General features: G+C 70.5%; 19 protein-coding genes and 4 tRNA genes. 13 read left to right on the forward strand and 10 right to left on the reverse strand.

What is annotated here, in order from left to right:
• Positions 1–22 precede the first annotated feature (22 nt).
• The 3 genes from cls to JWR33_RS07110 form a co-directional block, all read right to left on the reverse strand.
• The gene (gene cls / locus JWR33_RS07100) at positions 23–1,486 is read right to left on the reverse strand and encodes a cardiolipin synthase (protein ID WP_297410557.1); all 1,464 of its coding nucleotides are present in this window, start codon (positions 1,484–1,486) and stop codon (positions 23–25) included.
• A gap of 229 nt (positions 1,487–1,715) precedes the next feature.
• Positions 1,716–2,204, reverse strand: a complete 489-nt coding sequence (locus JWR33_RS07105) for a YajQ family cyclic di-GMP-binding protein (protein ID WP_297410558.1) — start codon at positions 2,202–2,204, stop codon at positions 1,716–1,718.
• A gap of 223 nt (positions 2,205–2,427) precedes the next feature.
• On the reverse strand, positions 2,428–2,577 hold the full coding sequence (locus JWR33_RS07110; protein WP_297410559.1) for a hypothetical protein: 150 nt from the start codon (positions 2,575–2,577) through the stop codon (positions 2,428–2,430).
• Here JWR33_RS07110 and JWR33_RS07115 point away from each other — a divergent pair.
• From JWR33_RS07115 to JWR33_RS07130, 4 genes are all read left to right on the forward strand, one after another.
• A tRNA-Tyr gene (locus JWR33_RS07115) sits at positions 2,564–2,645 on the forward strand. The genes JWR33_RS07110 and JWR33_RS07115 overlap by 14 nt on opposite strands.
• Before the next feature lie 150 nt (positions 2,646–2,795).
• A complete protein-coding gene (locus JWR33_RS07120) occupies positions 2,796–3,614 on the forward strand; it encodes an inositol monophosphatase family protein (RefSeq protein WP_297410560.1) in 819 nt (272 codons plus the stop codon).
• A 211-nt stretch (positions 3,615–3,825) separates the two neighbouring features.
• Positions 3,826–4,731, forward strand: a complete 906-nt coding sequence (locus tag JWR33_RS07125) for a M23 family metallopeptidase (protein WP_297410562.1) — start codon at positions 3,826–3,828, stop codon at positions 4,729–4,731.
• Positions 4,732–4,794: 63 nt separating this feature from the next.
• On the forward strand, positions 4,795–5,595 hold the full coding sequence (locus JWR33_RS07130) for a M23 family metallopeptidase (RefSeq protein WP_297410563.1): 801 nt from the start codon (positions 4,795–4,797) through the stop codon (positions 5,593–5,595).
• 12 nt (positions 5,596–5,607) lie between these two features.
• Here the strand turns inward: JWR33_RS07130 and JWR33_RS07135 are convergent, their stop codons facing one another.
• Positions 5,608–7,377, reverse strand: a complete 1,770-nt coding sequence (locus JWR33_RS07135; protein WP_297410695.1) for a glycoside hydrolase family 13 protein — start codon at positions 7,375–7,377, stop codon at positions 5,608–5,610.
• A gap of 114 nt (positions 7,378–7,491) precedes the next feature.
• Between JWR33_RS07135 and JWR33_RS07140 the strand changes: the two genes are divergently transcribed.
• Positions 7,492–7,563, forward strand: a tRNA-Thr gene (locus JWR33_RS07140).
• Positions 7,564–7,607: 44 nt separating this feature from the next.
• A tRNA-Met gene (locus JWR33_RS07145) sits at positions 7,608–7,681 on the forward strand.
• Positions 7,682–7,851: 170 nt separating this feature from the next.
• Here the strand turns inward: JWR33_RS07145 and JWR33_RS07150 are convergent.
• Positions 7,852–9,597: a glycosyltransferase gene (locus tag JWR33_RS07150; RefSeq protein ID WP_297410564.1), complete on the reverse strand. Its 1,746-nt coding sequence runs from the start codon at positions 9,595–9,597 to the stop codon at positions 7,852–7,854.
• 371 nt (positions 9,598–9,968) lie between these two features.
• Here JWR33_RS07150 and JWR33_RS07155 point away from each other — a divergent pair, with 371 nt between their 5' ends.
• The 3 genes from JWR33_RS07155 to JWR33_RS07165 are packed head-to-tail and all read left to right on the forward strand — an operon-like array spanning position 9,969 to position 11,966.
• The gene (locus JWR33_RS07155) at positions 9,969–10,415 is read left to right on the forward strand and encodes a MaoC family dehydratase N-terminal domain-containing protein (protein ID WP_297410565.1); all 447 of its coding nucleotides are present in this window, start codon (positions 9,969–9,971) and stop codon (positions 10,413–10,415) included.
• Positions 10,412–10,831: a MaoC family dehydratase gene (locus tag JWR33_RS07160; RefSeq protein ID WP_297410566.1), complete on the forward strand. Its 420-nt coding sequence runs from the start codon at positions 10,412–10,414 to the stop codon at positions 10,829–10,831. The genes JWR33_RS07155 and JWR33_RS07160 overlap by 4 nt, the downstream gene beginning before the upstream one ends.
• 4 nt (positions 10,832–10,835) lie before the next feature.
• Positions 10,836–11,966: a UDP-N-acetylmuramate dehydrogenase gene (locus JWR33_RS07165; RefSeq protein ID WP_297410567.1), complete on the forward strand. Its 1,131-nt coding sequence runs from the start codon at positions 10,836–10,838 to the stop codon at positions 11,964–11,966.
• Here JWR33_RS07165 and JWR33_RS07170 read toward each other — a convergent pair.
• The 5 genes from JWR33_RS07170 to JWR33_RS07190 all read right to left on the reverse strand — a co-directional run bounded on the left by JWR33_RS07170 (position 11,956) and on the right by JWR33_RS07190 (position 16,949).
• Complete coding sequence (locus tag JWR33_RS07170; RefSeq protein ID WP_297410568.1) at positions 11,956–12,627, reverse strand: response regulator transcription factor; 672 nt, start codon at positions 12,625–12,627, stop codon at positions 11,956–11,958. The two genes, JWR33_RS07165 and JWR33_RS07170, sit on opposite strands and share 11 nt — an antisense overlap.
• Entirely contained in the window at positions 12,624–13,811 is a 1,188-nt protein-coding gene (locus JWR33_RS07175) for a histidine kinase (protein WP_297410569.1), read from the reverse strand. The genes JWR33_RS07170 and JWR33_RS07175 overlap by 4 nt, the downstream gene beginning before the upstream one ends.
• A complete protein-coding gene (locus JWR33_RS07180) occupies positions 13,808–14,614 on the reverse strand; it encodes an ABC transporter permease (protein WP_297410697.1) in 807 nt (268 codons plus the stop codon). The genes JWR33_RS07175 and JWR33_RS07180 overlap by 4 nt, the downstream gene beginning before the upstream one ends.
• 59 nt (positions 14,615–14,673) lie before the next feature.
• Positions 14,674–15,567 (reverse strand): ABC transporter ATP-binding protein, encoded by an 894-nt coding sequence (locus JWR33_RS07185; protein ID WP_297410570.1) that lies wholly within the window; start codon positions 15,565–15,567, stop codon positions 14,674–14,676.
• 158 nt (positions 15,568–15,725) lie between these two features.
• The gene (locus JWR33_RS07190; RefSeq protein ID WP_297410571.1) at positions 15,726–16,949 is read right to left on the reverse strand and encodes a pyridoxal phosphate-dependent aminotransferase; all 1,224 of its coding nucleotides are present in this window, start codon (positions 16,947–16,949) and stop codon (positions 15,726–15,728) included.
• Positions 16,950–17,119: 170 nt separating this feature from the next.
• Between JWR33_RS07190 and JWR33_RS07195 the strand changes: the two genes are divergently transcribed.
• The 4 genes from JWR33_RS07195 to rplK all read left to right on the forward strand — a co-directional run bounded on the left by JWR33_RS07195 (position 17,120) and on the right by rplK (position 19,123).
• Positions 17,120–17,192: transfer RNA gene (locus JWR33_RS07195), tRNA-Trp, on the forward strand.
• A 98-nt stretch (positions 17,193–17,290) separates the two neighbouring features.
• A complete protein-coding gene (gene secE / locus JWR33_RS07200; RefSeq protein ID WP_297410572.1) occupies positions 17,291–17,572 on the forward strand; it encodes a preprotein translocase subunit SecE in 282 nt (93 codons plus the stop codon).
• A gap of 50 nt (positions 17,573–17,622) precedes the next feature.
• Entirely contained in the window at positions 17,623–18,594 is a 972-nt protein-coding gene (nusG, locus tag JWR33_RS07205; RefSeq protein ID WP_297410573.1) for a transcription termination/antitermination protein NusG, read from the forward strand.
• A gap of 100 nt (positions 18,595–18,694) precedes the next feature.
• Complete coding sequence (rplK, locus tag JWR33_RS07210; protein ID WP_297410574.1) at positions 18,695–19,123, forward strand: 50S ribosomal protein L11; 429 nt, start codon at positions 18,695–18,697, stop codon at positions 19,121–19,123.
• Positions 19,124–19,133: the final 10 nt, after the last annotated feature.

Consider the following 19,133-nt stretch of genomic DNA (forward strand, 5'->3'; position numbering starts at 1 on the left):
CACCTGTGGTGCCGGGCACGCATCACTGGAGGGCGCTGGTGAGGCGGGCGAGGTTCTCCACGACGGTCCACGGACCGGAGCGCCCTGACCACTCCTCGAGGGTCAGCCGGCGGCTGGCGCGCCGGTAGCCGTCCTCGACGCGGCGCAGGTCCTCCACGAAGGAGGAGCCGCGCACCATCAGCGACACCTCCATGTTGAGGCTGAACGAGCGCATGTCCATGTTGCTCGAGCCGATCACCGCCACGTCGTCATCGATGGTGAAGTGCTTGGCGTGCAGCACGACCGGGCGCCGGTAGAGCCAGATGATGACGCCCGCCTTCAGCAGCTCGGCGTAGTAGGAGCGCTGGGCGTTGTAGACGAGGAACTGATCGCCGATCTCGGAGACGAACAGCTCGACGCGCACGCCGCGCTGGACCGCCGTGGTGATCGCGTAGAGCATCGACTCGTCCGGGACGAAGTAGGGCGAGGTGATGATGATGCGCTCCTGCGCGTAGTAGAGGAGCGCGTTGAAGAGACGCAGGTTGTTCTCGCCGTCGAAGCCGGGACCGCTCGGCACCACCTGGCAGTCGAGCGCCTGATCCTCGATCACGTCGTCCATCGGCTCCGCCTCCCGCACCAGGAGCTCGCCGGTCTCGCCGTACCAGTCGGTGATGAAGATGGCGTTGACGCCCGCGACGATGGGCCCCTCGAGCCGCGTCATCAGGTCCTGCCAGCGCAGCTTCCTGCGCCGGTTGATCCACCGGTTGTAGCTGCGGTCGATCATGTTCTGAGAGCCCATGTAGCCGACTCGGCCGTCGACGACGAGGAGCTTGCGGTGGTTCCGCAGGTCGGGGCGCTGCCACTTGCCCTTGAACGGCTGCACCGGCAGCAGGAGCTCCCACCGGGCGCCCGTGCGCTTCAGCCGGCGGATCGTCCTCCGGTAGTGCGGGTACTGGGTCGACGCGACATGGTCCAGCAGCACCCGGACGGTCACCCCGCGCTGCACGGCTGCCTCGAGAGCGTCGAAGAAGGGTGCGGTGGTCGCGTCGAGGGACAGGATGTAGAACTGCACGTGCACGTACCTGCGCGCGCGACCCACCTCGTCGGTCATGGCGCGGATCGACGAGCCGTAGTCGCCGAGGAGGCTGGCCGAGTTGCCGCCGACGAGCGGCATCGAGCCGAGCTTCCGGTTCAGCTCCACCACCGACTCAAGCCAGGACGGCCAGGCGGCGGTCGTGTTGACCTTGTCCATCCCCTCGGTCGTGTCGAGGATGAACTGGTTGATCTCCGCCTGCCGTTCCCGTCGCCCTCTCGGCAGGCGCGGGCTGCCGATGAGCAGGAACAGGAGCAGGCCGACGTAGGGCAGGAAGAACACCAGCAGCAGCCAGGCGGTGGCCGAGGTCGGCCGGCGGTTGCGCGGGATGACGATGACCGCGCCGATGCGGATCAGCACGTCGAGGACGATCAGGGCGATCGGCACGGCCAGGGGGATGCCGGCCGGGTTCATGCTCGAATCCTAGGAGAGCGGCCCCGCCCGGCTCCTGCCCCCGACCGGGCGACAGAGATCGGCCGCTTTCTCTCCCTCAGCAGGCACTACGAACGCCACGCGCCTCTGCGGGCACTTTCTGCCTGCTGAAGGACGGAATGCCTGCTGATCGAGAGTCGAAGGCCGACGAGGGTCCGGCGGTCGAGTGAGCTGAGCTGGGGGTCCGTGGGATGCAGGCGCGGGGGCGACGTCAGCGGAAGTTGACGAACTGGAGGTCGAGGTCCAGGTCGGAGGACTTCAACAGGGCGATGGTGGCCTGCAGGTCATCCCGGCTCTTCGACTGCACCCGCAGCTCCTCGCCCTGGATCTGGCTCTTCACGGTCTTCGGCGCCTGATCCCGGATGATCTTGCCGATCTTCTTCGCGTGCTCCTGATCGATGCCCTGCTTGAGCTTCGACTCGATCCGGTACTCCCGTCCGCTCGGGTGGGGCTCACCCGATTCGAGGCTCTTCAGCGAGATTCCCCGCTTGATCAGCTTCGTCTGGAACACGTCCAGCACCGCCTTCGCGCGGTCCTCGCTGTTCGACTTGATGAGGATGTCGTCGCCGCTCCACTCGATGGACGAGTCCGTGCCCTTGAAGTCGTAGCGCTGCTCCACCTCCTTGCGGGCCTGGTTGAGCGCGTTGTCGGCCTCCTGCCGGTCGACTTTGCTGACGATGTCGAACGAGGAATCTGCCATGCAGCAATGGTAACGAGCCGCCTTCCGGCGAGTTCCGCTTCCTCCCTTGCAGTGCGGGAGTCGAGGGATCATCATGGTGGCGCATCCGGGCGGCGAAGCCCGGGAAAGAGTGGTGCGCCATGGAACGCTCCGAAGCGCTCGAAGACAGCAAGGGCCCGTCCTGTCCCAGCTGCCAGACCTCGATGCAGGGCACGAAGGCCGGCTGGTGGTGTCCGGACTGCGGCTACATGCCGTGACCTGACTCGAGCTCACGGGCGTCGGGAATCTCCTTCGCCCGAGGAATTTCGTGCGCGTCGTCGGCGCCGGTATTGTTGTCGAGCGCCTCCGGCCAGATCTTCGAGATGTGGTCGGAGCAGCCAGGCGAGTTACCCAAGCGGCCAAAGGGATCTGACTGTAAATCAGCCGGCGTAGCCTTCGGGGGTTCGAATCCCTCACTCGCCACGAATGAGAGAAGGGCCGCCCATCGGGCGGCCCTTCTCTCATTCGGTGGCAAGCGCAGGACGAGCAGCCTCTCGCCCGGGACGAATCCCCTCGCACTCTCAGCAACACCCCCCATGCCCCCGCCTCCCGCATTGCACTTCAATAGGACGCATGGCTCTCGCCCCGAACGGACTCGACGAACTCCTGCTCATCGCCAGGGACACCGCGCTCGCCGCGGGTGCGCTCACCCTCCGTCGCCGGCAGGAGGGCGTGGTGGTGGCGGCCACGAAGAGCACGCCGATCGATGTGGTGACCGCCGCTGATCGGGAGGCGGAGCAGCTGATCCGCTCGCTCCTCGCCGACGCACGGCCGGAGGACGGCTTCCTCGGTGAGGAGTCGGGAGCGACCGGAGGCACCAGCGGGCTCACCTGGGTGGTGGACCCGATCGACGGCACCGTCAACTACCTGTACGGGCTTCCCGCCTGGTCGGTCAGCATCGCGGTCGTCGAAGGCGATCCGGAACCGGAGACGTGGCGGGCTCTCGCCGGATGCGTGCTCAACCCCAGCACGCAGGAGGTCTTCACGGCGACCGCGGGCGGGGGCGCCCGCCTGGGGGAATCCGAGCTGCGCGTCAACCGGGATGTCGGCCTCGACCGGGCCCTGATCGGCACCGGCTTCGCCTACGCCCTCGCGACCCGAGGGGCGCAACTGGACATCGCGTCGGCCCTGCTCGCACGGTGCCGTGACCTGCGCCGCATCGGCTCGAGCGCCCTCGACCTCTGCAACGTCGCGAGCGGGCGGTATGACGCGTACTACGAGTCGGGCCTGCACCCGTGGGATCACGCGGCCGGTGCGCTCATCGCCTCCGAGGCGGGCGCCGCTGTCGTCGGCGCGGGTGGCGCCCGGGGCAACGAGGACCTGCTGATCGCGGCCGCACCCGCCCTGGCTGACGAGATCTCCGCCCTGATCTCGAGCGTCCGGAACCGCTGAGGAGGCGGGGCGTGGGGCCGCCGATCCGCTGCCCTGACGCCTGACAGAACGGGAGCGGGAGACCCGCTACACCGCAGAAACCGATTTCGGGAGTCGCAATTCCGGCCGATTGCGCTTACCGTGGAGTGCGTGCCTCGTTCCGGGGCCCCCCATCCACGCCCATTCTCGGTGCCTTTCCGTGTGCGCCCTACCCTCTGGTGAGACCCTCTTCGTGCAGCATTCTCCGACGCCTGACGCCCGTTTCCCGTCCGGACGGGACGCTTCAGGACCCGGATCCGAGCTGATCTCCCGGCGGGCGATCCGGCAGCGCGAGCAGCTCGAGCGGGTGTCGAGCCGCGGCGCGGGGATCCGCCGAGCCGGCATCGCCGGACACCCGAGGGTGCACCCGGATCGCACGGCTGGCGGGGAGCGCGCCCCGCTCCTCATGCGGCTCGCGAGGCTTCTGTTCACCGCAACGACGATGCTCGCAGTGGCGGCGATGGCGTTCGTCACCTCGGTGCCCGCGAACGCGCTCCTCTCCGACGAGGACCTCGTCGCCGCGCGGCTCAGCACCTTCGCCGGGCAGCAGGTGCTCGACGACGTGGGTGGCAGCGCAGCCGTCATCACCCGCGACGGCTACTCCGTGCGCACCGCGGCGGAGAACGCCTTGGCGGACCGCTTCAGCGGAGTGGACAGCTTCCAGAACAACACCGAGTCCAGGATCCAGTGGCCGTTCGCAGTCACCGTGCCGATCACCGACGGCTACGGCTACCGGGACTCGCCCTGCGCGGGCTGCTCCACTCAGCACGAGGGCACCGACTTCGCGCCCGGCGAGGGCGCGCCGGTGCAGGCGATCGCCGATGGTGTCGTCCGCGAGGTGGTCTCCTCGGACACGGGACTCGGCATGCACGTCGTCATCGAGCACCTCATCGACGGCGAGCTCATCACGAGCACCTACGCCCACATGCAGTTCGGCTCGGTGCCCCTCGCGGTCGGACAGTCGGTCGGCGTCGGGGACCTGGTCGGACTGGTGGGCAACACCGGATCCTCGACCGGACCGCACCTGCACCTGGAGATCCGGCTCGGCGGCACCGAGGCGGTCGACGCCTTCGTCTGGCTCAACGAGCACGTCGACTGACGACTCGCGCTCCCCGTTCCCGGCCCCCGAACGGGGCGCCCTTAGTCTGACCCCGGGTCAGACATGCAGAACCAGCCGGAGCACCTCAGTCGACGCTCTCTGGTGCGGGCGGAGCGGGCACTGTCGGCGGCGGTCGCGCCGGCGCCCCTGCCGCGACAGTCGCTTCGGCGCACCGCCCTCTCGCTCCTCACGATGGTCTTCGTGGCAGCGATGACCATCGTCACGACGATCCCGGGGAGCTCCCTCCTCACCCCCGCCGATGTCGCGGCCGCCAGTGCGCCGGTCGCCGAGGCGAGCGGGATCGGGTCGCAGTCCCCGGGCCTGATCAGCGGCGGAGCCGATGTCCCGATCAGCCGCGACGAGTACTCGGTGACCTCGCTTCGAGACCAGTTGGCGGCCGCCAGCGCGGGGCGCGCCGGCGCGTTCACGAACGACACCAGCTGGGACATCCAGTGGCCGTTCGCCTGGGGGGTCCCGATGTCCGACCGGTTCGGCCCACGAGTCCTCTGCAGCACCTGCGGCGTCACCCAGCACAACGGCGTCGACTTCCTGCCCGGCGTCGGGGCGCCGATCCAGGCGATCGCCGACGGCGTGGTCCGCTACGTGGAGGAGTCGGACGAGGGCCTGGGGGTGCACGTCATCATCGACCACCAGGTCGGCGGCCGGCTGGTCTCGTCGGTGTACTGCCACATGCAGTTCGACTCGGTCGCGATGAGCGTCGGGGAGCAGGTGAAGGTGGGCCAGCTCGTCGGGCTGGTCGGCGAGACCGGCTTCGCGTTCGGCCCGCACCTGCACTTCGAGATCCGCGAGGGTGCCACGCAGCAGGTCGATCCGGTCGCCTGGCTCGAGGCGAACGCCGGCTAGCGGCGGAGCCCGCTAGAGCGTGTGCAGCCAGACCGTCGAGTCGGTGAGCAGCACCGCCTCGGGCAGGGCGTCGCTCGAGACGAGCACCTCGCCGGCGGGGAGCTCGACCGGAGTCGTGCCGAGGTTGGCGATCACCGTGACGTCGCCGTTGCGGAACGCGACCACCTGCTCCGAATATCCCGGCAGCCAGTCGACCGACCCCGTGCCGAGGCCGTGCGAGCGACGCAGCTCCAGCGCGAGCCGGTACAGCTCGAGCGTCGAACCGGGGACGCCGAGCTGCGTGTCGCGAGCGAAGCGCGTCCACTCCCCGGGCTGGGGCAGCCAGCTCTCGCCGGAGGTGTTGAAGCCGTAGCCCGGGGCCGTCGCCTCCCAGGGGATCGGCACTCGGCAGCCGTCCCTGCCGTAGCGCGCGCCGTTCGTGCGGAACCAGGTCGGATCCTGCCGGGCGGAGTCCGGCAGGTCGATGACCTCCGGCAGCCCCAGCTCCTCGCCCTGGTACAGGTAGGCGCTGCCGGGAAGGGCGAGCATCAGCGCTGTCGCCGCCCGTGCCCGCCGCAGTCCGATGTCGGGGATGGGCTGACCGGGGCTCTTCGGGCCGATGCCGGCGCCTTGCGGGTTCTCGGCGGTGAGCGCGAGCCGGCTGGCGTGCCGGACGACGTCGTGGTTGGACAGCACCCACGTGCTCGGGGCGCCGACCCCGCCGAACGCGGCCAGGGACTCGTCGATGACGCTCCGCAGTGCAGGCGCCTGCCAGGGCGTCTCCAGGTAGACGAAGTTGAAGGCCTGCTGCATCTCGTCGGGCCGCACCCAGTCGGCCAACTTCTCCAGCGGGTCCACCCAGGCCTCCGCGACGAGCACGCGATCGCCCTCGTACTCCTCCAGAACCGCGTGCCATTCACGGAAGATCTCGTGCACCCCGGGCTGGGCCCAGTAGGGCGGGGTGGCGGGGTCCTCCGCCGCGTGTCCCTCGATCTCGGGCGCGAGCGTGACGCCGCCGCCCATCGAGCCGGTGCCGGCGGGAGGCGTGTAGTCGGGCAGGCCGGCGGCCTTCGCCATGCCGTGCGCCACGTCGACCCGGAAGCCGTCGACGCCCCGGTCCAGCCAGAAGCGCAGGATGTCGGCGAACTGCTCGTGCACCCAGGGATTCGTCCAGTCGAGGTCCGGCTGGCTCGAGTCGAAGATGTGCAGGTACCACTGGCCGGGCGTGCCGTCCGGACGGGTCGTGCGGGTCCAGCCCTGCCCGCCGAAGACGGACTGCCAGTTGTTCGGGGGCTGGGATCCGTCCGGTCCACGGCCATCGCGGAACAGGTAGCGGGCGCGCTCGGCGCTGCCCTCCGGCGAGGCGAGCGCCTCCTGGAACCACCGGTGGTCGCTGGAGGTGTGGTTCGGCACCAGGTCCACGATCACCTTGAGGCCTTCGGCGTGCGCCCGGGTGAGCAGCGAGTCGAAGTCCTGGAGGGTGCCGAAGCGCGGGTCGACGTCGCAGTAGTCCGCGACGTCGTAGCCGGCGTCGTGCTGAGGCGAGGTGTAGAAGGGCGAGAGCCAGACCGCGTCCACACCGAGCTCGACGAGCGCATCGAGCCGGCTGGTGATGCCGGGCAGATCGCCGATGCCGTCCCCGTCGCCGTCCGCGAACGAGCGCGGGTAGATCTGATAGATCACGGCAGAGCGCCACCACTGGTCGGGGGTGCGGGTCGCGGCAGGCGTCTCCTCGAGTTCCCCCTCGCCCCCGTTCTCGACCTCGGTGGCGGGCAGCTCGGGGTCGGGCGCAGTGCTCGGCATCGTCACCCGGACAACCCTACTGAGGCCCTCGCAGGTGGCGGGAGGAGTTGCTTTGCGAGGTGCTAATCTTCTACGGTGCCGGAGGCGCGGGCAGGTTCTGTCGCCGTCGGCTACGCCCCGATAGCTCAGTGGTAGAGCATCTCCATGGTAAGGAGAAGGTCCTCAGTTCAATCCTGAGTCGGGGCTCGAACTCCTCCGGGATCGCCAGTCGGCGCACCGGTGGAGCGCGCGGCGGGGTAGCTCAGGTGGTTAGAGCACACGGCTCATAATCGTGGTGTCGCGGGTTCAAGTCCCGCCCCCGCTACGAGAGGAAAAGGCCCCGCGAGGGGCCTTTTTCGTCGCGTCGCTCGGGGGTCGACTCGAGCGCGCTCCGGTGGGCCCCTGACGCCTGCTGGCGCCAGCGATCAAGTCCCGCCCCCGCCCCGTCCTCGAGAGCGGCAGGCGCAAGCGGCGTTTGCGGAGCCGACCGCGGGCTCAGGAGTGCAGCGACAATGGCGCCCGGCGCAGGGATCCCCCGATCCGGAGCTCGAGGTCCCCGGTGAGCGCCGCGTCCGCCGGGAACCAGTCGACGGCGGGAAACTCCGCCCGGGCGCGCCAGACCCGGCGGCGGAGCGTGCGACGCACCGATCCGGCCGCGCGCAGCTCGATGCCCGACGGCTCGCCGGTGGGTCCGTGCAGGGCGATCGCCGCCGTGACGCCGTCCGGGCTCACATCGGCGCCGGTGAGGGAGAAGTCGGCGGTGACCGTGATGCCGTCCCCTGAGCGCTCGAGCGTCGCCGAGTGCGCGCGGAGCGCGAAGGCGGGTCCCGGCTCGTCGTGCCGGGCCCGGGCCTGCCGCAGCACCTCGCCCCACCGCGCCGTGACGGCCGCGTCGGAGAACCGGGACGCTGCCCGCATCGCTGCCGAGCGCATCGCGAGGACCTCTTCGGCCGGCAGCGCGACGAGCCGCTCGATGGCGTCGGCGAGGGCCGCGATATCGCCGGGCGGCACGAGGAAGCCGTTGACCCCGTCTCCGATCATGTCGGCCGGTCCGTATGCCACGTCGTAGGAGAGCGGGAGAGCGCCGCGGGCCATGCCTTCCGCCAGCACCAGGGGGAAGCCCTCGCTCGTGCTCGTGAGCAGGAAGAACGACGCCGTCGCGAACGAGGAGACCGCGCTGCGGTCGAAGCCCTTGAGCCGCACGACCTCGCCGAGGCCGAGCTCGCCGATTGTCCGCTCGAGCGAGGGGCGGTCAGGACCCTCGCCGTAGATGTCGAGGCGCACGCCGATGCCGCGGGAGCGGACAGCCTGCACCGCGTGGACGGCGTGCCCGATCCGCTTCCGGCCGTCGAGGCTGCCGAGCATCACGCCGAGCAGCGGGTCGTGCTCGGTCGGTGCGGGCGATGCGGGCAGCGGTGCCGCGTTCGATACGACCTGGAGCGCGGTGGAGGGGCCGAGCAGCGCGCGGACGTCGTCGCGCTGGCGTTCGGACAGCAGTGCGACCGCGTCGAAGTCGTCGAGCCGCGCGAGGACCTGGCGACGGGATCCCTTCACCCGTTCGCCGGGGCGCCGATCGCCCGCCAGGTGCGAGTTGTGCATGACGTGCACGCGGGTGGCCTTCGGGTTGCGGTAGTCCACCAGGAAGTTCGCCGTCGTCTTGCTGTCGACGATGAGGAAGGAGTCCTCGTCGCCGATCACGGTGTCGAGCCACCAGTGGTAGAAGGGCCACGGCCGGGTGAACCCGAAGACGGGCCGCCCGGCCGCGTCGCACAGCACGATGGATCGCCCGCCGAGCGAACCGTGCGCGTGGGTGTCCCGTCGATCGCTCAGAGCCAGGCTGCCGTCCTCGCGGTGGCGGTCGAGCTGCAGCAGCGTGCCGTCATGGGCGTGGCGGAGGACGGTGCGGCCGCCGGTCGCCGGAAGCGGAGCGAAGCGCGCCAGTGCAGCAGGCTTCGCGCCCGCGGGCGCCGACGGGCGATCCGTCGCCGCGGTGAGCTCGTCCCACATGTTGCGGACCGTGACCGCGGGGGCCAGTTGGCCCGTCTCGCGGAGGTCCCCCTCGATCGCCGGATAGTCGTCGCGAGGGTCGAAGGTCAGGATGTCCACCGGGGTGCCGGCGAGCTCCGCGAAGGCACGGGACCGGCGGAGCAGGGCGCTGGTCATGCCGCCGAACTCGCGCGTCAGGCCCCAGGTGAGCGCGAACTGGCGGCCCTTCGGCAGCAGTGTCGGCTGGCCAGACATCGGGTCCCCCTCGCGCGCATCGTAGGACGAGACCGCGAGCCTAGGCGATGTCGGTGGCGACACCTAAACTGGGGGCAACAAACGCCCCGCAACACAACATGTATGGAATGACACCCCTGTCATTCACGTTATATAGTGGAGATCCGCCGCGAGGTGGATCAGCAGATTTGCTCATCGAAGGGGAGATGACTCATGGATTTCGACAACGACTCGGTCGGTGGCTACGCGGTTCCTATGGACCCGATGGACCTCCTGCAGTGCGAGAGCTGCCAGTAAGCAGGCTGCCTCCGCAGAAGAGCCCCCGTGCGCCCGGCGCCGGGGGCTCCTGCTTTGCCCGGCGGCCTCCTGCCGCCCGAACCTAGACTGTCGGGGTGGCAGTGAACCCGGCGATCCAAGGACGCAGCTATCCGCAGACGCCCCCGTATCTGGTGGGCCGTGAGAAGGTCCGCGAGTTCGCCCGCGCCGTGCTCGCGACCGACCGGGCGAGCCTCGACGTCGAGGCGGCACGCGCTGCCGGCTTCGCGGACCTGGTGGCCCCGCCGACGTTCGCCGTCGTCGTGCAGGAGCACAGCCTCACCCAGCTGCTCACGGACCCGGAGGCCGGCATCGACTTCACGCGCGTGGTGCACGGCGACCAGCGCTTCAGCTTCACCCGGCCGATCGTCGCCGGCGACGAGCTGACCGCCACGCTCACCGTGACGAGCGTCAAGTCGCTCGGCGGGCACTCCATGGTCACCGCATCGTCCGCGATCGTCGACTCGGCCGGGGCGCACGTCGTCACCGCCACCTCCACCCTCGTGGTGCGAGGCGACGAGTGAGCGCGCTCGAGGGCCTCGCCGTGGGCGACATCGTGGCGGAGCGCGAGATCGTGCTGACCCGCGACTCGCTCGTCCGCTACGCCGGTGCCTCCGGCGACTTCAACCCCATCCACTACCGCGACGACGCGGCCGCATCGGTGGGGCTTCCCGGCGTACTCGCCCACGGCATGCTGACGATGGGCGCGGCCGTGCAGCCCGTCGTCGATTGGGCGGGCGGAGCCGGGCGGGTGCGGGACTACCAGGTGCGCTTCACCCGGCCCGTTGTCGTGTCGCCCGAGGACGGCGCGCTGCTCGCGGTGTCGGCGAAGGTCGGCGCCATCGACCGGGAGGCGCGAACCGCGCGCATCGACCTGACGGTCCGGTTCGGGGGCGACACCGTCCTGGGCAAGGCCCAGGTCGTGGTCGCGCTCGACTGACATGGTGGACCAGGACAGGGCCGGCTCTCCGCGGCAGTCGCTGGCGGCGCTGACCACCCTGAGAGTCGGGGGACCCGCGGCGCGAATCCTCGCGCCCGACACGACCGCCGAGCTCGTCGACGCCGCCCTCGGCATCTGGGGCGAGGTGGACGAGTGGATCGTCCTCGGCGGCGGATCGAACGTCGTCGTCGCCGATGAGGGCTTCGACGGCACCGTGCTGCGGACCGCCGTCCGGGGGATCGCGGAGGTGCCCGGTTCTGCGCCGGGACGGGTGCGCCTCCGGGTCGAGGCGGGGACGCCGTGGGACGACCTGGTCGCCTACACCGTCGAGCGCGGGCTCGCCGGCATCGAGGCGCTGTCGGGGATCCCCGGATCGACCGGCGCCGCGCCCATCCAGAACATCGGCGCCTACGGACAGGAGGTCGGGGCGACTCTCGTGGCCGTGGACTTCCTCGACTATCTCAGCGGCGCTCACGAGCGCCTCGCCGCAGGCGAGCTGGAGCTCGGCTACCGCACATCCGTGTTCAAGCGCGGCAGGCAGGGGATCGTGACAGCGGCCGAGTTCGAACTCGTCGCGGGGGGCCTCGGCGCTCCCGTCGCGTACACCCAGCTGGCGCGCTCCCTCGAGGTGGCGATCGGCGATCGGGTGCCGGTGCTCGACGTGCGGGAGGCCGTGCTCGAGCTGCGGCGGAGCAAGGGCATGGTGCTCGACGAGGCGGACCCGGATTCGCGCAGCGCCGGCTCCTTCTTCACCAACCCCATCGTGAGCGAGCGATTCGCGCGGACGCTGCCGGATGCGGCTCCCCGCTGGCCGGTCCGGTCGGAGGACCCCGATCTCGTCCTGCCCCTCGGAGTCGACCTTCCCGCAGAGCTGCCCGAGCGCCTGCCCGGCGAGGCGCCCCAGGTGAAGCTCAGCGCAGCCTGGCTGATCGAGCACGCGGGAATCACGCGGGGATTCGCCCTGCCGGGCTCGCGTGCCGGGATCTCCGGCAAGCACTCGCTGGCGATCGTCAACCGGGGAGGCGCGACGGCCGCCGAGGTGGTCGAGCTGGCGCGCTATGTGCAGGCGATGGTGCAGGGCGAGTTCGGGTTGCTGCTGCACCCGGAGCCCGTGCTCGTCGGCTTCAGCCTCTAGGCAGCAGACCCAGCTCGAGCGCGAGCGTCACCGCGCGGGTGCGATCGCTCACTTCGAGCTTCTCGAAGATGTGCAGCAGGTGCGTCTTTACGGTGGCCTCGCCGATGAACAGCTCGCGGGCGATCTCCGGATTGCTGCTCCCGCGGGCCACGAGGGTCAGCACCTGCTGCTCGCGGGTCGAGAGCCGGACCGTGGGGCGGCGGTCGCGCCGGACCCGGCCGACCAGGGCGGCGGCGATGGAGGGTGCCAGCACGGTGTCGCCGGCGGCCACCGACAGCACCCCGGCGAGGATCTCCTCCCGCGGGGAGGCCTTGAGCAGATAGCCGCTCGCCCCCGCTGTGATGGCCTCCAGGATCTGGTCGTCGCTCTCGTAGGTGGTGAGCACGAGCACCCGGGTGGCGGCGCCGGCGGCCAGGATGCGCTCCGTCGCCGCCGCTCCGTCGAGGCGCGGCATCTGCAGGTCCATCAGCACGACGTCGGGACGAAGCTCCTCGGCCAGGCGCACCGCCTCCTCGCCGTCGGCCGCCTCGCCCACCACGGCGACGCGGTCGTCGCCGGCCAGCAGCGCGACGATGCCGTTGCGCACGATCGGGTGGTCGTCGGCGACCAGCACCCGCACCGGCTCCCGCACGGGCTTCGTCGAGGGGGTCTCGAGCGTCATGGTGTCTCCTCCAGGGGAACGATCACGGTCAGTCGGGTGCCGCCGCCCGGGCGCGCGCCGAGCGCGACCGTGCCGCCGACGAGCCCCACCCGCTCACGCATCCCGGCGACGCCGAAGCCCGAGTTCGCGGCCGCGTTCTCCTCAGGGAGCCCGCGGCCGTCGTCCTCCACCGTGAGCGTCACCGCCGCGGCAGTCTCCTCGATCGCGAGCGAGGCGCTGGAGGCAGCCGAGTGCTTGCGGATGTTGGCGAGCCCCTCCTGCGCGCAGCGCAGCAGCACCACCTCCAGCTCGCGCGGCAGGTCGGCGTGCACGCGGGTGTCGACCAGCACGCCGGTCTCCCGCTGGAACCGGGCTGCGAGGCGCTCCGTGGCCACCCGCAGCCCGCCCTCGACTCGGACCGACGCCGACGAGGCGAGCATGGCCCGAGCCTCGCCCAGCGCGTGCCGGGCGGTGTCCTCGATCAGCGCGAGATCGGTGAGGGTCGCCTCCGGGTCGCCGCCGCGTGCGGAGCGCTGGGCCCGCTCGGCGGCCATGACGAGGCCGGTGAGGCTCTGCGTGAGGGTGTCGTGCAGTTCTCGGGCGAGCCGTTCGCGCTCGGTGGCCACGCCGTGCTCCCGGTGCGCGGACGCGAGGCCGTCCTGGGCGGCGGTCAGGTCGTCGAGGAGGCGCGCCCGCTCCTCTCCCCAATGCGCGATGCGGCTGATCCAGCTGCCGAAGGCGATGCTGAACGTGAGCGAGATGGCGGCGATCGCCGCCGCCGGAAGGAGCGCGGCCGGGAGCGGGCCGTAGGCGGGGATCAGCGCGAGCATGACCACCACGGCGACCGCGAAGTTGAGGAGGATGGCCTCCCGGGTGCTGTCCGACCGCGACCACACGAACGGGAAGAGGAGCGTCTGCAGCACCGCGAGATTGGGCTCGGCGAGGATCGCTGCGGCGGTGGCGGCGAGGAGCAGCGCGGTGAAGCCGAGACCGATGCGCCGGTCGTCGAAGGAGCGCCAGCCGAAGGTGAACCAGAGCAGCGGATAGGCGGCCACCCCGGCCAGTGCGAGGGCCAGGGAGGATCCGGGACTCGCGAATACGAGGGCGAGCAGCAGGCCGACGAGGGGCACCCCGCCGAAGGCGAGGTGCCACCACCGGAGGGACCGCGAGAGGACGTGGCTCTCGCCGGCACGGACCGCCGTCATGTGTCCTTCCGGATCCAGCGGAAGGCGAGCCGGCTGCCGAGGACGCCGAGGACGAGCCAGACGCCGAGCACGAGGGCCGTCGTCCCGAGGTCCCAGGAACCGCCCTGCTCCGTGGCGGAGAACGAGTCGGGCAGGAACACGGAGCGCATGCCCTGCGCCATCCACTTCAGCGGAAGCACCGACGCGGCGTTCTGCAGCCACTCGGGAAGCGACGCGAACGTCACGTAGACGCCCGACACGAACTGGAGCACCAGCGTGATCGGGATGATCACCGCCGTTGCGCTCTTGCCCGACCGGGGCAGGCCCGACAGGGCGATCCCGAGCACCGCGGAGGTGCCGATGCCGAGCAGGTACACCCACGCGAAGGTCAGCCAGCGGCTCGGCTCGGTCGGCAGCGGGACCTGGAACACGACGGCGGCCACCGTGAGGAGCAGGGCGAGCTGCAGGAGGGAGGTCACGAGCACCTGCCCGAGCTTGCCGAGGAAATAGGAGATCACCGGCAGCGGCGAGCCGGCCAGGCGCTTGAGGGTGCCGTCGCCGCGCTCCATGGCGATGTCCACCGCGAGGTTCTGCACTCCCGAGAGGAGCAGCCCGGCGGCGACCATCCCGGGCAGGTATGCATGCGCCATGGAGATCGGATCCTGGTCGCCGCGGATCCCGCCCGCCATCTGGCCGTCGCTGAAGGCGACCGAGAAGATCGCGAGCATCACGACGGGGAAGAGGAAGGTGAAGAACACCGAGTCGCCCTGGCGGAAGTAGAGGCGGACCTCGTAGGCCGCTCTGATCGTGCCGAGGCGCAGCATCCGGGCCAGGGGAGCCGGCTCGCCGGGACGGGCGGGGGCAGGCGTCGTCGTCGTGCTGGTCATGCGAGCCCCTCCTGGGCTGCGGCGGTGCGGAGGAGGGACGCGCTCGCGACGAGCTCCAGGTAGATGTCCTCGAGTGACGGCGCGCCGACCTCGAGTCCCTCCGGCTCGCCGCCGAGGCGCGAGACGAGCGTGCCGACGAGCTCTGCGGGAGTCGCGGTGCGGACCTCCCGGCGCTCGCCCCGCTCCCGCCAGCGCACGAAGGGCGTGCGCTGCTCGGGCGTTCCGAGGGAGCTGACCGGTCCCAGCGCGCTGATGCGGCCGCCGGTGAGCACGGCGGCGCGGTCGCTCAACTGGGCGGCCTCGTCGAGATAGTGGGTGGTGAGCAGGATCGTGGTGCCCTCCCCCTTGAGCGACCGAATGAGATCCCAGAATCGGCGCCGAGCCTCCGGGTCGAAGCCGGTGGTCGGCTCGTCGAGGAACAGCAGCTCGGGTCGGCCGACGATCCCGAGGGCGACGTCCACGCGGCGGCGCTGGCCTCCGGAGAGCGACCGGATGCGCGCCCGCGCCTTGTCCTGCAGGCCGACCGCCTCGAGCACCTCGTCGACGTCTCGCGGCCGGGGGTAGAAGCTCGCGAAGTGGGCGACCTGCTCGCGGACCGTGGCGCTGCCCTGCTCGCCGGAGCTCTGCAGCACGATGCCGATGCGCGCCTTCCAGTCGAGGTCGCCGTTCCGGGGGTCGATGCCGAGCACCTCGACCTGGCCCGCGGACCGGTCTCGGTAGCCCTCGAGGATCTCGATCGTCGTGGACTTGCCGGCGCCGTTCGGGCCGAGAAGGGCGAAGATCTCGCCCGGGAGGATGTCGAAGTCGACCCCGTCGACCGCCGTCCGGGTGCCGTAGGTCTTGCCGAGGCCGCGCACCCGCACGACCGGCTGGGAACCGATTCCGCTCATGCCCTAACTCTGGCGGCGCGTGCCCTGCCCGCACAGAGCCCGGGCGACGTAGTCCGGGTCCACCGACCGGTGGACCCCGCCCACCCGTCGACATTCCCTGGTGCCCGTTCCGGCGGGAAGTGACCCTTGTTGCGGGCACTTCGCGCCGGAACGGGCACTCAGGAGAAGAGGCGCTGGATGCGCTGGATGCCTTCGAGGAGCGCGTCGTCGCCGAGGGCGTAGGAGAAGCGCAAGTAGCCGCTCGGTCCGAACGCCTCGCCGGGCACGGCCGCGACCTCCGCCTGCTCGAGGATCAGGTCGGCCAGCTCGAGGGACGTCGTGGGCGTGCTGCCGTTCCAGTTCCGGCCGAGCAGGCCGGTCACGTCCGGATACACGTAGAAGGCGCCCTCGGGGGTCGGCGTGACCATCCCGTCGATGGCGTTCAGCTCCGCCACGATCCGCCGCCGGCGGCGATCGAACGCCTGCCGCATCGCCTCCACCTCGTCCTGAGGGCCGGTGAGGGCGGCGATGGCGGCGCGCTGCGAGATGTTCGACACGTTGGAGCTGAGATGCGACTGCAGGTTGGTGGCCGCCGTGATCGCGTCGGCCGGGCCCAGCATCCAGCCGAGCCGCCAGCCGGTCATCGCGTAGGACTTGGCGACGCCGTTGACGAGCAGGGTGCGGTCCGCCAGGGACGGCACGGCGGCGACGATCGACACCGCGGCGTGCGGCACCTCGCCCTCCGCGAGGCCTTCCGGGTACACGAGGTTCTGATAGATCTCGTCCGCGATGACCCAGAGCCCCTTCTCGTCGGCCCACTCCCCGATCGCCCGGGTCTCCTCGAGCGTGTAGACCGCACCCGTCGGGTTGGAGGGGGACACGAACAGCAGCACCTTGGACCGGGGCGTGTAGGCGGCCTCGAGCTGCTCGACGGTGACCTTGTAGTCCTGGTCCGCTCCGGCGAACACCTCGACGGGCACGCCGCCGGCCAGCTTCACGACCTCGGGGTAGGTGGTCCAGTACGGCGCGGGCATCAGCACCTCGTCGCCGTCGCCCACGATCGTCGCGAACGACTGGTAGACGCCCTGCTTGCCGCCGTTGGTGACGATGACCTGGGCGGGGGAGATCTCCAGGCCGCTGTCCCGCAGCGTCTTGGCGGCGATCGCCTCACGCAGCTCCGGCAGGCCCGCGGCCGCGGTGTAGCGGTGGTTGCGCGGGTCCCGGACGGCCTTCGCGGCGGCCTCCACGATGAACCCGGGGGTGGGGAAGTCCGGCTCTCCCGCGGCGTAGCTGATCACCGGGCGGCCCTCCGCCTGGAGCGCCTTCGCCTTGGCATCGACCTTGAGCGTCGCAGAGCCGCTGATCGCGGCGATCCGGGGCGAGATGCGGGGGGAGGCGGCCATGCCTGCAACACTATCCGCGAGGGCCGGGAGCCGGAGGCGCCCCCTGGTGGGTCCGGTGCCCGCCGGTGATAGACTGGGTTGCACTGGTTGGAAGATGCCAGGCCTCGCCGCGCCTCTCAGCGCCACCTCGGTCCTCTCGGGACGTGGCGAAGCCATGTCGACTTCCCTCTAGGGCGGTGGCTCAATTGGTAGAGCAGCGGTCTCCAAAACCGCAGGTTGCAGGTTCGAGTCCTGTCCGCCCTGCAGCCGTCCACACACCCGTGCGGATGGCCACGGATTCCACTCCTCCCGGGGCGGGATCGGGCACGGACAACGAGCCGGGCGACTGACAAGGAGTTCTTGTGGCGCGAAAGGTTCTCGACGAGCCGAGTGAGGACGTCGTAGCCGTTGCGAGGCAGGAGCGGCAGGCCAGGCGGTCGCCGTTCGCACGCATCGCGCTCTTCATCCGTCAGGTCCTCGGCGAGCTGAAGAAGGTGGTGACCCCCACCCGGCGCGAGCTGCTCGGGTTCACCGCAGTGGTCCTGGTGTTCGTCATCGTGATGATGGCGGTCGTCGGAGCCCTCGACTATGTGTTCAGTGCCATCGTGATCTTCGTCTTCGGAGATCCGGCGGTCTCGAGCTAGAGATTTCCGTCCGCCCCGAGCGGACGGTGAGAGAAAGAGCAGTCAAAACAGTGTCTGACACCAATCGCGACCACCGCGGCGACATCGATCTGATCCCCGCGGCCGAGCAGGACTCCGAAGTCGGCGATGTGCAGGAGGGCGACGACCTCGGCCTCGGCGAGCGCCGTGGCGGAGCCGAGGGCCCCGGTGACATCCACCTCGTGACCGATGACGAGGAAGAGACGAACCTCGCGGAGGCGCTCGAGGCCGTCGAGGAGGCCGCGGACCCCGAGGCGGACGCCCTCGTCGACGAGGCCCTCGAGGTGCACACCCTCGACGAGGCGGAGGCGGCCGAGGCGGCCACCGACGACGAGGCACTCGAGGCCGTCGAGGCGGCGCCCGACGCCGACGCCGACGAGGCGGAGCTCGACCCCTACGAGCAGTTCCGCAAGGAGCTCCGCGCCAAGTTCGGGAAGTGGTACGTCATCCACTCCTACGCCGGCTTCGAGAAGCGGGTGAAGCAGAACATCGAGCAGCGCAAGGGCAGCCTCGGCCAGGAGGATGCCGTCTTCGAGGTCCAGGTCCCGATGGAGGACGTGGTCGAGATCAAGAACGGCCAGCGCAAGCTCGTCAACCGCGTGCGGATCCCCGGCTACGTGCTCGTCCGGATGGACCTCAACGAGGACTCGTGGTCCGTCGTCCGGCACACGCCCGGCGTCACGGGCTTCGTCGGCAACTCGCACAACCCCACCCCGCTGCGCTTCGAAGAGGCGTTCAACATGCTGAAGAGCACGGTGCAGGTCGCCGAGGCGCCGACCAAGGCAACCGGCGGTCGCGGCTCGGCGACACAGTCCCGGGCCATCCCGGCCGAGGTCGACTTCGAGGTCGGCGAGACGATCACCATCAAGGAAGGCTCGTTCGCGGGCCTGCCCGGCACGATCAGCGAGATCAAGCCCGAGAGCGGCAAGCTCACGGTCCTCGTCTCCCTGTTCGAGCGCGAGACCCCGGTCGAGCTCAGCTTCGACCAGGTCACCAAGCTCTAGCAGCGCTCGGCGCGATCCGCGCAGACCACCGCGCCCCGGACCGACCGGGGAGGCGGGAGAGCGGCCCAGGCCGCTCGAATCGAAAGGGAAGAAACAACACATGGCACGTCAGAAGAAGGTCACGGGGCTCATCAAGCTCCAGATCAAGGCTGGCGCCGCGAACCCCGCCCCGCCCATCGGGCCGGCGCTGGGTCAGCACGGCGTCAACATCATGGAGTTCTGCAAGGCGTACAACGCGGCCACCGAGGCGCAGCGCGGCAACGTCATCCCGGTGGAGATCACCGTCTACGAGGACCGTTCCTTCACGTTCATCCTGAAGACGCCGCCGGCAGCGGAGCTCATCAAGAAGGCCGCGGGCGTCACCAAGGGCTCGTCCACGCCGCACACCGTCAAGGTCGCGAGGCTCACCAAGGACCAGGTCCGGGAGATCGCGCAGCAGAAGCAGCCCGATCTCAACGCGAACGACCTGGAGGCGGCGGCCAAGATCATCGCCGGCACCGCTCGTTCCATGGGCATCACGGTCGAATAGGCGGAGAGAA

The organism is Naasia sp., from assembly GCF_025465545.1.
In the GTDB taxonomy this organism is placed as follows: domain Bacteria; phylum Actinomycetota; class Actinomycetes; order Actinomycetales; family Microbacteriaceae; genus Naasia.

Excerpts from the sequence above, each read along its gene's own strand:
- cls (WP_297410557.1), bottom strand. The coding sequence starts at position 1,486 with ATGAACCCGGCCGGCATCCCCCTGGCCGTGCCGATCGCCCTGATCGTC.
- JWR33_RS07105 (WP_297410558.1), bottom strand. The coding sequence starts at position 2,204 with ATGGCAGATTCCTCGTTCGACATCGTCAGCAAAGTCGACCGGCAGGAG.
- JWR33_RS07120 (WP_297410560.1), top strand. The coding sequence starts at position 2,796 with ATGGCTCTCGCCCCGAACGGACTCGACGAACTCCTGCTCATCGCCAGG.
- JWR33_RS07130 (WP_297410563.1), top strand. The coding sequence starts at position 4,795 with ATGCAGAACCAGCCGGAGCACCTCAGTCGACGCTCTCTGGTGCGGGCG.
- JWR33_RS07135 (WP_297410695.1), bottom strand. The coding sequence starts at position 7,377 with ATGCCGAGCACTGCGCCCGACCCCGAGCTGCCCGCCACCGAGGTCGAG.
- JWR33_RS07150 (WP_297410564.1), bottom strand. The coding sequence starts at position 9,597 with ATGTCTGGCCAGCCGACACTGCTGCCGAAGGGCCGCCAGTTCGCGCTC.
- JWR33_RS07170 (WP_297410568.1), bottom strand. The coding sequence starts at position 12,627 with ATGACGCTCGAGACCCCCTCGACGAAGCCCGTGCGGGAGCCGGTGCGG.
- JWR33_RS07175 (WP_297410569.1), bottom strand. The coding sequence starts at position 13,811 with ATGACGGCGGTCCGTGCCGGCGAGAGCCACGTCCTCTCGCGGTCCCTC.
- JWR33_RS07180 (WP_297410697.1), bottom strand. The coding sequence starts at position 14,614 with ATGCTGCGCCTCGGCACGATCAGAGCGGCCTACGAGGTCCGCCTCTAC.
- JWR33_RS07185 (WP_297410570.1), bottom strand. The coding sequence starts at position 15,567 with ATGAGCGGAATCGGTTCCCAGCCGGTCGTGCGGGTGCGCGGCCTCGGC.
- JWR33_RS07190 (WP_297410571.1), bottom strand. The coding sequence starts at position 16,949 with ATGGCCGCCTCCCCCCGCATCTCGCCCCGGATCGCCGCGATCAGCGGC.
- rplK (WP_297410574.1), top strand. The coding sequence starts at position 18,695 with ATGGCACGTCAGAAGAAGGTCACGGGGCTCATCAAGCTCCAGATCAAG.